This is a genomic window from Spirosoma panaciterrae DSM 21099, from assembly GCF_000374025.1.
Classification (GTDB): Bacteria; Bacteroidota; Bacteroidia; order Cytophagales; family Spirosomataceae; genus Spirosoma; species Spirosoma panaciterrae.
Genome location: NZ_KB893176.1, coordinates 139,100 through 151,722, shown reverse-complemented (window position 1 = coordinate 151,722; position 12,623 = coordinate 139,100). Strand labels below are relative to the sequence as shown.

Genomic DNA, 12,623 nt, shown 5'->3' with positions numbered 1-12,623 from the left:
ACGATTTTTAGTTTGCTGGCTGGATGAATAAGTCAGTCAGAAAAAGTGACACCACGGGAAAGGGGCAATTTATCGGCCAAAACTGGAATCTAGTGAATAGTAGTGGTCGTTAGGCACGCGTATTCAACCAAAAGTACCTTCGTGATTCGTATGAGTAATATATATATGCTAATAAATTCAATTATTGAATTCGTGCTTTGATAGGCAATGCGAGGAGGATGGGGAATAAACTCTACACTATTGAGGGATACTCAATACAGATTTTCCCCGATCGGCCGCTGAAATTATCGGGCCAATCCGGTAAAATAAGTACACCATCCAAAAACAATCTGCACAAACACAGAGTTGATTTCGGTTGCCAGGTCCAAAAAGCAGGACCAGGTTGCTATCGTCGATGTGTGTTTGAGTAGTTAGTTGAAAGCATTCGGTTAAATAATTTTCAGCCTTTCAAAGGCCCGTTGCACAACCTTATTAAGGAAGCTACGTTATATTTATATAAGTTACCGTATTGTAATATTCATAAACTATATGTCTACTGATAATGTTCAGTTTTTTCATCAGAGGAATCCTGACGAGCGTCCGCCTGTTCGTTTAACCATTACGGCTTATGCCGTTTTATTTACGGCCTTTTTGGGCCTGTTTGTTTTAAAAATAAGTAGCTTTCTGGATTGGTCGTGGTGGTGGATTAGCTGCCCCCTTTGGTTGGGGCCAATTGGGCAGGTGCTCTGGATAGTACGCGAGCGGTTCAGAACCGGACGATTGAATGGGCCTACCTTCCGTCGCTAGTTCCGACCGAAAATTGAATCCGTCGGGAAAATTGTTCATGGGAGATTCCTCAAACCATGGGAACGCCGGAGTACAGTGCGAATCGAGCAGTTAGAAGCCTACCTATAAACGACCTTTCCGATAAAGTCCGGCAAATTTTCAGGCTAAATCGTCCGAAAATCCTTCCATCAAGGAAATCTCTTCCTGGCTAAAATACCCGAACTTACGGTCGAGTAACCTGTTAGCCAGTCTATTAAAAGGCTACATATTTACCTGCGGGAGTATCTTTCGGCGCTGGTATGGGTAAGTATTTCCTGGTGGGCGACTCACCAGTTCTCTCTGATCGCCATCATTTTTCTTCATGGCTAGGTAGTGATCAACCTGGCGAAACGAGTATATCATGGCGCATTCTGCTTACTTTTCAGAAGCCATTGTAAAACGGAAAGTATTCAGCCAGATGGGCCGCTCCTGAAACGGTTTATTTTTTTGACAACAAGAAAGGTACGATTACACCATCTGGCAGTAGTATACTATAAGACCTTCTGGAACGACCAGTACCCCGAACACAAATTGTCGTTGCCGCTTTCAGCGATGTCTGACGGCTAACGCTTTTCCCCTGTTTAAGAGACTGACGTTGAGAAAGTTGGTATGACTGAGCAACAAATTGAGTATCGCCTTATAAAATCAAGGTTATCCAAATTAAAATTCATACGTATTTATGTCTTGTGACCTGAATGGTAAAGAGTTAGCCATGTATGATGTGATCATCATTGGCTCCGGGGCTGGTGGGGGTATGGCTGCCTACCAACTTACCAAAGCTGGTGCCAACGTCTGCCTTCTGGAAGCAGGAGGCTATTTTGACCCGGCTGATCCGAAGTACATTACCCAACTCAAATGGCCTTACGAATCACCACGGCGAGGAGCGAGTACCGTTCGGGCATTCGGTGATTTCGACGCTGCCTGGGGCGGATGGCAGATTGATGGAGAGCCCTACTCGGCCGAAACGGGTACCGAATTCCACTGGTTTCGCTCACAGATGCTGGGCGGGCGAACCAATCACTGGGGCCGCATTTCGCTACGTTTTGGGCCCGATGATTTCCGGCGTTACAGTCTTTCCGGGATTGGTGCCGACTGGCCGATTGGGTACGACGACATGAAGCCCTACTACGACCGGGTCGATAAACTCATCGGGGTGTTTGGTACCAATGTCGGCTTGCCCAATGAACCCGATGGCTTTTTCCTGCCGCCCCCTAAACCGCGCCTGCACGAAATGCTGATTACCAAAGCGGCTCGTAGCATCGGTGTGCCTGTATTTCCTTCGCGCCTGGCTGTACTGACCAAGCCTATCAATCAGGAACGGGGAACCTGTTTTTATTGCGCCCAATGTGGTCGGGCCTGTTCGGCCTATGCCGATTTTTCATCGTCGTCGGCGTTGGTTATTCCAGCGTTGAAAACGGGTAAGCTTACGCTTATCAACAATGCCATGGCGCGTGAGGTACTGACCGATCCACAGAGTGGCTTGTGTACGGGGGTTTCGTACGTCGATAAGACCAGTTTACAGGAGCGAACCGTAAAAGGTAAACTGGTGGTATTGGCCGCCAGTACCTGCCAGTCGGCCCGGCTTCTGCTGAATTCAAAATCGTCCCGTTTTCAGCGGGGGCTTGCCAATGGGTCGGGCGTAGTTGGGAAGTACCTGAATGATTCGACTGGGGCTTCCATGTCTGGATTCATACCCGCCCTGATGAATCGCAAACGGTACAATGAAGATGGTGCCCAGAGCTGTCATATCTATACGCCCTGGTGGCTCGATAACAAAAAACTGGACTTTCCGCGTGGGTACCACATCGAATACGGTGGGGGGATGCGTATGCCGGATGCTGGTTTTATGAGTGGTATTGAAGCATACAATGGGCTCATTGCCGATGCCAGTGGTAAAAAGAAAGAAGCAGGTGGGTATGGTGCCAGTTTAAAAGAGGACTATCATCGGTATTATGGCGCATTTGTATCGATGGCGGGCCGGGGTGAACCCGTACCGATGGAAAGCAACTATTGTGAAATCGACCCAAATCGGGTTGACCAGTATGGTATTCCTACGCTGCGGTTTAATTATAAGTGGTCGGATTATGAAATAAAACAAGCCCGGCATATGCAGCAAACCTTCGACGAAATTCTTCACGCGATGGGCGGGCAGCGGGTTAGTCCGGCTCCCAGTGCCGACCGAAACTACGGGCTGGAAGCGCCGGGGCGGATCATTCACGAAGCGGGTACCATTCGGATGGGGAACGACCCCAAAACCTCCGCCCTCAATGCATTCCAGCAGGCTCATGAGGTGAAAAATCTGTTTGTCGTCGATGCGGCTGCGTTTCCGTCGCAGGGCGACAAAAACCTGACCTGGACCATTCTGGCCTCTTCCATGCGCACTTCGGACTACATCATCGACCAAATCAAAAAGAAATCCTTATGAACCGCCGGGACATTCTAAAATCGATTCCTCTCACTACCCTGAGTCTATCGGCCGCAACGCCTGAGGTTTCTCCAACGGCCCCTGTGCCCAAACCCGCTATTACTGAGTTTAAGAACGGAAAGTCGCCCGAGGAGCAACGCAGAGACAATGCTCTGCAAACGGCCAAATTCCTGACGGCTCATGAACTGGCTACGGTTACGTTGCTGTGCGATATCATTCTGCCTGCCGATGCCCGGTCGCCGAGTGCATCGCAGGTGGGTGTACCCCAGTTTATTGAGTTTATGCTGAAAGACCAGCCCGATATGCAGACCCCGGTTCGCGGAGGACTGAGCTGGCTGGATCATGAATGCCGACAGCGTTTTGGCAAAGCCTTTACAGATTGTACGCCACCCCAGCGTATAGCCGTAGTGGATGATATTGCCTACCCGGCCAAAGCTAAACTCGAACACAAGCCGGGAGTCGCCTTCTTTTCGCGTATGCGCAACCTGACGGCTGCCGGGTACTTCACCAGTAAGGCTGGGATTGCCGATCTTGGTTATATGGGAAATACTCCCCATCAGTGGGCAGGCCCGCCAAAGGAGGTACTGGACCAGTTTGGCCTGAGCTTCGACCCCGATGTACACTATGCGGATATGGGTTGATAGCCGAAGATCAGAGAGAACAAGTTCATGATACCGCTTCAAAATCTGATGCCTGGCTGGCTGGCCTTTTTGGGGCTCTTGCTGGCAGGAGAACAACAACCCATGCCGATAGAGACGCAACTGACTTTCGAGGCCAAAGGGCATACGCTGAATAATAACCAGGTTTTTTCGCCAGATGATCGCTGGATTGTTTATGATACGCGCAATGTCGATACGGGTTTAGGCCAGACCCGCTCCGTTGAATTGTTTGATGTAAGCACCGGAAAAACCAGCCTGATCTATCAAACGCCTAACCAGACCGAATACGGCCCTGGAGCGGGTGCGGTTACGTTTTCACCCAATGAAGCAAAGGTTCTGTTCTTGCATGGACTCCGCAATGCCGATGCCCGTTACCCGTATGCGATGAGTCGGCGAACCGGGGTGCTGGTGGATGTCGAACAGCCGCAGATACCCCATTTTCTGGATGCCCGATGCCTGACTCCGCCTTTCGTGCCGGGAGCTTTACGCGGAGGAACCCACGCCCATCAGTGGAGTGGAGATGGACAGCGGATCAGTTTTACCTATAACGATGAGGTTATGGAGCGGCTTTCCCAAACGAACCCGGCTGTAAAAGATCTCCGAACAGTGGGCGTTTTGAGTCCCGCTCACCCCGTAAAGGTTCACAATCCGAACAATGCGGACTGTTTTGATGGGGAGTGGTTCGCCACCGTTATTACGCAGGTGACCGAGCAGCCTAAGTTGGGTAGTGATGAGATCGAAAGGGCGTTTGATGAAACCTGGATTGGTCAGGATGGCTACCGTAAAGCCGATGGGAGCTGGCAAAAACGGGCCATCGCCTTTCAGGGTAATGTTCGGAATCAGGCCAATCAGATCGTTACGGAGGTGTTTGTGGTTGACTTGCCGGATGATCTGACGCGGGCTAAACCCGGCCAACCGCTGGAAGGCACGGCAACGACCCGCCCTAATCCACCCGCAGGGGTTACGCAACGCCGGATTACCTTCACAGAACACGGTATAGAAGGCCCCCGGCACTGGTTGCGTAGCCTGCCCGACGGCTCACGCATTGGCTTCCTGGCGAAAGACGCTGACGGTCTGATCCAGATTTTTGGTGTTTCGCCCAACGGAGGTCCCATTCGGCAACTGACCCACCAGCCGTTTTCGATTCAGACCACGTTCAACTTTAGTCCCGATGGAAAACAGGTGGCTTATACGGCGGACAACAGTATTTTTCTGACGGATTTAACGAGTGGGAAATACCACCGACTGACCCCCCGTTCGGTCGATGAGCAACGGCCGATCAATGCCGTAGTATGGTCCAACAAAGGGGATAAGATCGTGTACAATCGGTACGTGTCGAGCACTGCCGGGCGATACCTACAGTTGTTTCAGTTGACGGGATTCTGATCGGCTCATTGCAGAGTTCGTGTTAACGGTGCGGTTCAATTTTCATGAGTAGCCTGATGAATTTTCATCAGGCTATTTTTTTGGTTTACTGACGATAGGGAGGAAGTTAAGATGGGCTCTGATTGGGTTTACGTTGTTGTCCGCGATTGGCTCTCGGATGAGCAACGAGTATGGAGCCTGCCAGATTTCCTATTTAGTATCAAATGAAACAACTGCTTCTATTTTTTTGCCTGATAGCTTGTGCACAGATTGCCAGAGGTCAGTCTACGCTATCGCCCACGACCTCCATCACCTTTACCGTTGCGCAGGATGGCAGTGGGAATTACAAAACCATTCAGGAAGCTGTCAACAGCTTTCGCGATCATATGCAGGTGCGCGTCACGCTATATGTCAAAAATGGTACGTATGCCGAAAAGCTTGTTATCCCATCCTGGAAGCCTAACATTCACATCCTTGGCGAAAGCAAAGAAGGGGTCATTATTACAGGCGACGATTATTCGGGGAAGGCGTACCCTGGTGGCAAAGATGGAACGGGCAACAGCAAATTCAGTACCTACACTTCCTATACAGTGCTCGTCGACGCTCCCGATATTATCCTGGAAAATCTGACCATCCGCAACACGGCTGGCCGGGTGGGGCAGGCGGTGGCGCTACATGTCGATGCGGATCGGTTTGTTTGCAAAAACTGCGTGCTGCTGGGTAATCAGGATACATTGTATGCGGCCGCAGAAGGGAGTCGGCAGTATTACGAAAACTGTTATATCGAGGGCACTACCGATTTTATCTTCGGTAAATCGATCTCCGTTTTTCAGTCCTGCACCATCAAAAGTCTGTCCGATTCATTCATCACCGCAGCCGCTACACCCGACTACCAGAAGTATGGCTTCGTTTTCTTCGACTGTAAACTACTGGCCGATCCGGCTGCTAAAAAAGTCTACCTGGGTCGGCCGTGGCGGCCGTATGCCAAAACGATCTTTATTCGAACCGATATGGGCGATCACATCCTGCCCGTAGGCTGGGAAAACTGGGACAATGCCGCCAACGAAAAGACCGTTCTCTACGCCGAATATGGTAGCACGGGCGCTGGTGGAAACTCGTCAAAGCGAGTTAGATGGTCGAAACAATTATCAGCTAAAGAAGCTAAATCCTATACGCTGACCAACATCTTTTCGGCTCAATCAACCTGGCTCCCTAACGTCCAGCAGCCTTAGCCAACGGGTAATAAGTCGCAGGGTTTTTAGTGGTGGCTTTCGGGCTACAGTTTCGAAAATGAGCATTGAAAAAATGATTTTAGCCTATTGGCTGGTATTGGTGCCGCTGGCGCTCAGGGCTCAAGAATCTGTGCCCACTAAGCCACGGATTCTTATCAGCACGGATATTGGCGGAACTGACCCGGACGATAATCAGTCCATGACGCACTTCCTGATGTACAGCGATCGATTCGAAACGGAGGGGCTTGTGTCGTCACCGTCGTACGGGAACGGTACCAAACAGAACCTGCTGACCATGATCGATCTTTACGAAAAAGACCTGCCTAAGCTACGTCAGCACAGCCAGGGCTATCCGTTGCCCGATGCGTTGCGGGCTGTTTGTAAACAGGGTCGTCGTAGGGCGGCTCCGTTCAGAGGGTATACGTTGGCTACCGAAGGGTCGGACTGGATCATCAAGTGTGCTAAAAAGCCCGGCAAACAGCCGCTTTGGGTACTGGTTTGGGGTGGTTTGGACGATGTGGCTCAGGCACTGCACGACGATCCATCGATTCAAAGCAAGATCAAGGTGTACTGGATTGGTGGCCCCAATAAGAAATGGAGTGCGAACAGCTACGCGTACATTGCCCGAAATTTTCCCAACCTATGGTTCATCGAAGCGAACGGCTCCTACAACGGATTCTTTTCGAATACAGGTGCGCCCGACAGTCTGAATACCCAAAACTACTACGGCCATTATATCCGCGAAGCTGGTTTTCTCGGCAAAGATTTTAAGAACTACTACAAAGGCAATCCTAAAATGGGCGATACCCCTTCGTTGCTCTATGTGATGGATGGCGATCCGAATGACCCTTACCGGGAAAGCTGGGGAGGTAGTTTTGAAAAATTCACCCACAGCCCCCGGACGATTTTCAACCGGAATACGACCCTTACCGATACAGTAGGTGTTTATTCGATAATGGAAATCCACATCCAAGGCCCTGAAATCAATATTCCGGCCGATTCTGCCTGTTTTACGATGACCGTTCAGGCGCAGATTGGGGAGCAGAAATGGCCGGGTTACTATCTGGGGAAAGGCCATTACGCGATCAGGTACGTTCCCAAACAAGCCGAAATCTTAACCTACACCATCAACTCAACTATTCCAGGCTTTTCGGTACAGACAGGGAAATTTGTTGTCAGCAACATCTGGCCGGGCAGACAAGATACCGACGATTTTCGATTAGGTCCCAACTGGTTTACCGACCGGAGAGACCCAGCCCTTTTTGACGGTCGGCAGCAAGGAGCGAAAACCGTACGCAAGTGGCGTAACGCTGTCCTGCTGGATTGGGCTAACCGATGGAAATGGCTGCTATAGGGCCGAACCACAAAACAATCGTTAATCGTATGAACTGTCTATTAGTCAGTAGCTTGCTGGTTTTTGCTATGTGTACTGTCGGCTGTTGCCCAGACAGTTCGACCAAAGTCAACAGTGGTCGAAACACCTTACGTATCGACGGTATGGGGGCCAGATTTGGGGAATGGAATGTATTAAAAATCGTCCTGAATGCCGGTTATTGGTGTCGATGCCGACAGGAAGGGGGAGCCTGTACTGACGTACAGAAAACCGGCTGTCGGTACGGTCGATCTGATCGTTACCCCACCTGAGTCAGATGGGTTTAATAGCCTGATTCTGGAGCGGCAATGGCAGGTGAATCCTGTGCAGGAACAGTAATTTTCAAACCGTACTACCTTAACCCTAAACGAGTTTAGCGAATGCGAATCAATAACCTACTTATGAGCAACTGGAGCATTATCCGCTTATTTTCTGCCCTTTTCGTATTGGTTGGGCTGGAGGGTTTTTCACAACCTTCCTCTGGTAGTTACCCCACCCGGCAGATGCTGTTACGGGATGAAGGGCTATCCAAACTGAATTACATCGATTTGGCTCACCCCGACCGAAACTATTACGTATCGGTTCCGGCGGGCCGGGATTTGCAACTGATTGGGCAGGGGCGAGTGATGCTTGGGACCGGGAAAGGCTATGAAGAGCGCGACATCAAAACGGGCAGTAAAGTCGCTGAGCTAACAACCTACGACGGGACCATTGCCGCCCGACGTCTACGCAATGGGCATGTGATGCTGGTTGGGTTGAACTGGCAAGGCAAAAAGGGGATCGTCCTGCTCGAACTGGATCAGAATCAGACCTTGCTGCGAACCATCAATTATCCTGATTTCAACTATGTCCGGCTTATCCGCGAAACGGTCGATGGAAATTTTCTGATTACATCCAATGATCGGGTAGTTGAAGGGAGGCCCGATGGCTCTATTGTGTGGCAGGCTCAGCTTACCAAACAGGAGAAGGCTCAGCATGCCTGGCAGGCGCAGCGACTCAGTAACGGGCAAACGCTGGTAAGTGGCGGTTATTCAGCCAATTTTCAGCGGTTCGATAAGAAGGGAGCTTTTGTCGATAGTATCAGCGGCCCACCCGTCGTAAACCCTCACTTTTTCGCGGGCTTTCAGATCCTGAAAAATGGCAATTGGGTAGTGGCAAACTGGCAGGGACATGGGGCCGATCAGGGCGGTAGTGGTACGCAGATTCTGGAGTACACCCCAGCCGGGAAGCTGGTCTGGTCGTGGAAGCAGGACGCCAAACAGCAATCATCTATTCAGGGCGTACTGGTGCTGGATGGGCTTGACCTGACCCGCCTGCACGTAGAAGATGCTCAGGGCCGATTAGTACCGAACTGACGGACTCACTTGTAATGGACATTGTAAATGTCAGTATTCGGTAAACCTCGTTAAGTCGCAGAATACCGTCCACTCGGCAGATGTGTCTTGTACTTTGTACGGGGTGTTGTTGAGGGAACACCACTACTTTTTATGCCTTTTATAAATATGGCGACCTATAAGCCAGCTCATTACCAGACTATACGCCATTAATTTGCCTGGAAGTAAGACCGCTTGAAACAAGGCAAGCCATCTGTTGTAATCGTCGGATATTCGAAAGGGATTATCTATTAGTCCGCCTAACCAGCCCACATTGGTATAATCAGGCGTAACTTTCACGAAATGGCTTATCAGGACATAAATAGTCAGCCAGGATAGCTTAAACAGCACAGGCTCAATGCCTGATACAGGCAGATTGTTAAATACCCAATAAAGGCCGATACCAACTAAAACGAACCCTAGAGTAATGGCGAACCAAATGAGCCATTTTCGGGGTGGTTCATCGTCGTCTGGTTCTGGTGGATTTACCTCTACTTTACCAACGGGGCCTGGATTCGTTGGCTCAAGAAACCATTCCAAGACGCTCATTAATCGGTTTTTAGGCCTAATTTAGTGCGCCTATCAATAAGGAAAGACGCTTTGTGTTGATTGGCTTTTACCATACATTGCTGGCTAAAAAGGGGGGCGTTTTGGATAACCCATCTACGAAAACCTTCCACCATTAAGTATCCATACTCCAATTGATTAACAAGCTTGGTCTTCTGTTGATGCTCGTTGGGATGCTCTCCTGTCGCCCCGACGATCAATTTACCGGGGTGTCGGCCGGGGCGGCTGGTCGGTATATCGTGACGGCCTACATCGACTCGGGAGATACCTTATTTTCGTTACAACCAGGCTCAACGGGATACAAGCCTGGTATTAATAAGTTGGGCGTCAGTAGTTTTACCGTAGAGCTTGCCATTGCCGGGGCAAACCAGCTCACTATGAAAACGGTATACTGGCGCAAGGGTGTTCAATCTACTTTCGGCAAAGAAGTCAACGTTCAGCTTACCAATATAGACTATCAGTTTACCCTTCCAGAAACCAACTCAGGTACTTTTTACGAAGGAAGGGTCGGGCGATTTACAGGACTTTTTTACGAACACATAGTAGGTGGTGGATTCCGCATTCTTCCCTCCGGGGATTCACTGTCACTCAACTCATCTTCGCCGGATGTTGTTATTGTTGCGCAGCCGGGGCGATGATCGCAAATGGTCTGATCTGCAGAATGGACGTGTACAGTGGGGCTGGTTATTGTCTTGGTCAAACCGAACAGGATAGTCGGGGTTATGCTGCTCCATTGAACATCAGTGCTTAATCGCGCCAGCCAACGGGTTTGTTGGGCGTACGGCCATCACTCGGTACGCAGAGCGCAGTCGGATAATCGATAGAGCCGTAGCCACCCCGGTTGTTAGGTTGTGAAGGTGGGCGACCATTCAAGGCTTCAAATAAGCCCGGCGGACGGCCCGTTGCATCTTGTCGGTCAACCCAGACCAGCGCTACCGCTACTGCTGAAGCCGTAAAGTAGCCAATCACGCTTTCCTGCTCATTGGCTACGTTGCGAATATTACCTACCAGCGCCGTTGGGGCGACGGCAGCTACACCACCCGTATTTTGGGTCTGATCCTCAACGGTTCTATAATACAGGTAGGCTTCCTTACTCAGCGAAGATTGGCGAATCTGGACCAAACAGGCATTCTTTTGATAAAATGGAATCTGAGCTACAGATCGACCCTGAATCAGCCCACCATTGCTATACACATCATCGAACACATTGGTCGTATAATTGCGCAAAATTTCCCAGCATTGGGTGCGGCAATTGTAATCGTTGACAAAGTAGCCTCCGGTGTTGCGGTCGCCGTAGCAGTCTTCGTAGAGGATTGGCGGGTTTACAAAGCTATTGTAAATAAGATACACGCTATTCACACAACTGCGGCACCATTCCTGCTTTTCCCACAATAGCCAGTCCCAGCGGTAATAATTGTGCTGGTCGGCCGGGTCCTGGAAATCAATGCTTAATTCATGGGCACCCCGGTACTGATTAAGGCTGCCGTTGGTCAGTGTAAGGGGTAAACTGGTGGGGTTGAATCGGGCGTGCACCTGGCTGATGGCGGCAACGGAGTTCATGACTTCAGTCGTAGACCGATATTGGGCTCCATTCTTGAGTGTAAAGCGCAGTTGATAAGCGTGCCCGGGCTGGGCTTTAAAGCCTGCTGGTGAGCGATAGGCTCCGGCCGTATCGGTTTCGGTGAAGACCAGCACCTGAGACGAATCAACCACGACCTCTACTCGGGCACCTGTGATGGGTAAGCTACCCATACGGCCAGTCAGCGAATCGGACTTGGCGCGGTTAATGTGAATTTTTTGATCCTCGTTAAGGTTGGTCAGCGTGCCATCAACCACAATCACATTCACCCGCTGGCTCATGGGAATTTCCAGTATATCCACACAGGCGGTTGGCAAGGTCAGCAACAATACGCCAATGAATAGAAATAGACAAACAGCACGCATAAATCTGAGGGATAGAATAGGTAAAATACGGTGAGTTCGGTGTTCTACTATTTTCTATGCAATTAGTAAGATGTGATCATATCCAGGGGTACTGGACCCTATGGTTTCGACAGTAGGTTATCGGGAATTTAGGTAGCTGGCAGGTTTGTTGATGAGTAATAACAGACTGATTCGGAGCTTCTTACTAGACGGCTAAAGCCAGAACGGAATCGGGAATTATCTATGGGCAATTGTATGAAACAACTGGTGCTGTTTTGCGGTCTCTTTATACTTCTTGTGAACGCTACATTCGCTCAAAAACGGGCCGATAGTTTACTTGTTTTCGTTGGAGAGCGAATCGAGGTGAAGAAATTTAAACCTACGCTTGCTGAGGGGCAAATCGCATTCGATGAAGCGTTTAAAGCCAGGTACAAAGTAATCCAGCCCGTGTACGGACGTTATCCGGCAGATACCATTGATTTTATCGCGTATGACCACATGGGCGATCCTGCCTTTGCAAAATTTAAGTATGTTCTTTTGTTTTTATCTTATTATAAGGGGCAGCTTTATCATGAGAAATATCAGTATTTTGATGTGTACCCAACAAAGAGCGGGAAGTGGGCGAGCTGTGGTGATCCCTACAAATTTGACGACTACCACCGTAAGGCTGTAAAAGCGGTAAAGCTTGCATTTGCGAAACCGATTTCCTTCGATCTGAGTACACTGGACGCGGAAAGAATAAAGCAAATGTACCCTGAACCGTATTTTGTCATTAAAGATAATAGGGCCATCTGTGTCATGGGGGCCTATGTCAATGAACTCTTTCAGGTAAAAAAAGAAGGTGTTTTGAAAGCACGAGGAATTTTTGATTAACGAGTACAGTAGCGTTCATCTTCGTTCAAC

At 49.7% G+C, this 12,623-nt stretch carries 12 protein-coding genes; 10 read left to right on the top strand and 2 right to left on the bottom strand.

Translation table 11 applies throughout. From position 1 onward, the window contains the following. Positions 1-528 precede the first annotated feature (528 nt). The 8 genes from B153_RS37615 to B153_RS0108090 all read left to right on the top strand — a co-directional run bounded on the left by B153_RS37615 (position 529) and on the right by B153_RS0108090 (position 9,212). Complete coding sequence (locus B153_RS37615) at positions 529-786, top strand: hypothetical protein (protein WP_040761031.1); 258 nt, start codon at positions 529-531, stop codon at positions 784-786. Positions 787-1,483: 697 nt separating this feature from the next. Beyond that, positions 1,484-3,229: a GMC family oxidoreductase gene (locus B153_RS0108120; protein ID WP_020596198.1), complete on the top strand. Its 1,746-nt coding sequence runs from the start codon at positions 1,484-1,486 to the stop codon at positions 3,227-3,229. After that, positions 3,226-3,870: a gluconate 2-dehydrogenase subunit 3 family protein gene (locus B153_RS0108115; RefSeq protein WP_020596197.1), complete on the top strand. Its 645-nt coding sequence runs from the start codon at positions 3,226-3,228 to the stop codon at positions 3,868-3,870. The genes B153_RS0108120 and B153_RS0108115 overlap by 4 nt, the downstream gene beginning before the upstream one ends. A gap of 27 nt (positions 3,871-3,897) precedes the next feature. After that, the gene (locus tag B153_RS0108110) at positions 3,898-5,274 is read left to right on the top strand and encodes a DUF3748 domain-containing protein (protein ID WP_020596196.1); all 1,377 of its coding nucleotides are present in this window, start codon (positions 3,898-3,900) and stop codon (positions 5,272-5,274) included. A 203-nt stretch (positions 5,275-5,477) separates the two neighbouring features. Beyond that, positions 5,478-6,485 carry a pectinesterase family protein gene (locus B153_RS0108105; RefSeq protein WP_020596195.1) on the top strand — a complete coding sequence of 336 codons (1,008 nt, stop codon included), beginning with the start codon at positions 5,478-5,480 and terminating at the stop codon, positions 6,483-6,485. A 58-nt stretch (positions 6,486-6,543) separates the two neighbouring features. Further along, positions 6,544-7,839, top strand: a complete 1,296-nt coding sequence (locus B153_RS0108100) for a nucleoside hydrolase-like domain-containing protein (protein ID WP_040761028.1) — start codon at positions 6,544-6,546, stop codon at positions 7,837-7,839. 189 nt (positions 7,840-8,028) lie between these two features. Continuing rightward, positions 8,029-8,196 carry a hypothetical protein gene (locus B153_RS37610; RefSeq protein ID WP_020596193.1) on the top strand — a complete coding sequence of 56 codons (168 nt, stop codon included), beginning with the start codon at positions 8,029-8,031 and terminating at the stop codon, positions 8,194-8,196. A gap of 41 nt (positions 8,197-8,237) precedes the next feature. Beyond that, a complete protein-coding gene (locus tag B153_RS0108090) occupies positions 8,238-9,212 on the top strand; it encodes an NHL repeat-containing protein (protein ID WP_020596192.1) in 975 nt (324 codons plus the stop codon). Between the two features lie 123 nt (positions 9,213-9,335). On the opposite strand, the gene B153_RS0108085 is transcribed toward B153_RS0108090, so the two are convergent. After that, positions 9,336-9,779 carry a hypothetical protein gene (locus B153_RS0108085; RefSeq protein ID WP_020596191.1) on the bottom strand — a complete coding sequence of 148 codons (444 nt, stop codon included), beginning with the start codon at positions 9,777-9,779 and terminating at the stop codon, positions 9,336-9,338. 152 nt (positions 9,780-9,931) lie between these two features. On the opposite strand from B153_RS0108085, the gene B153_RS0108075 reads away from it, so the two are divergent. After that, on the top strand, positions 9,932-10,435 hold the full coding sequence (locus B153_RS0108075; RefSeq protein WP_157634613.1) for a hypothetical protein: 504 nt from the start codon (positions 9,932-9,934) through the stop codon (positions 10,433-10,435). A 109-nt stretch (positions 10,436-10,544) separates the two neighbouring features. Here B153_RS0108075 and B153_RS0108070 read toward each other — a convergent pair whose 3' ends face one another. Then, positions 10,545-11,741, bottom strand: a complete 1,197-nt coding sequence (locus tag B153_RS0108070) for a DUF4249 domain-containing protein (RefSeq protein WP_020596188.1) — start codon at positions 11,739-11,741, stop codon at positions 10,545-10,547. A gap of 234 nt (positions 11,742-11,975) precedes the next feature. Between B153_RS0108070 and B153_RS0108065 the strand changes: the two genes are divergently transcribed. After that, a complete protein-coding gene (locus B153_RS0108065) occupies positions 11,976-12,593 on the top strand; it encodes a hypothetical protein (RefSeq protein WP_157634612.1) in 618 nt (205 codons plus the stop codon). The last annotated feature ends 30 nt before the right edge of the window (positions 12,594-12,623 follow it).

Coding starts and splice junctions, on each gene's coding strand:
- B153_RS37615 (WP_040761031.1), top strand. CDS start 529: ATGTCTACTGATAATGTTCAGTTTTTTCATCAGAGGAATCCTGACGAG.
- B153_RS0108120 (WP_020596198.1), top strand. CDS start 1,484: ATGTCTTGTGACCTGAATGGTAAAGAGTTAGCCATGTATGATGTGATC.
- B153_RS0108115 (WP_020596197.1), top strand. CDS start 3,226: ATGAACCGCCGGGACATTCTAAAATCGATTCCTCTCACTACCCTGAGT.
- B153_RS0108110 (WP_020596196.1), top strand. CDS start 3,898: ATGATACCGCTTCAAAATCTGATGCCTGGCTGGCTGGCCTTTTTGGGG.
- B153_RS0108105 (WP_020596195.1), top strand. CDS start 5,478: ATGAAACAACTGCTTCTATTTTTTTGCCTGATAGCTTGTGCACAGATT.
- B153_RS0108100 (WP_040761028.1), top strand. CDS start 6,544: ATGAGCATTGAAAAAATGATTTTAGCCTATTGGCTGGTATTGGTGCCG.
- B153_RS37610 (WP_020596193.1), top strand. CDS start 8,029: ATGCCGGTTATTGGTGTCGATGCCGACAGGAAGGGGGAGCCTGTACTG.
- B153_RS0108090 (WP_020596192.1), top strand. CDS start 8,238: ATGCGAATCAATAACCTACTTATGAGCAACTGGAGCATTATCCGCTTA.
- B153_RS0108085 (WP_020596191.1), bottom strand. CDS start 9,779: ATGAGCGTCTTGGAATGGTTTCTTGAGCCAACGAATCCAGGCCCCGTT.
- B153_RS0108070 (WP_020596188.1), bottom strand. CDS start 11,741: ATGCGTGCTGTTTGTCTATTTCTATTCATTGGCGTATTGTTGCTGACC.
- B153_RS0108065 (WP_157634612.1), top strand. CDS start 11,976: ATGAAACAACTGGTGCTGTTTTGCGGTCTCTTTATACTTCTTGTGAAC.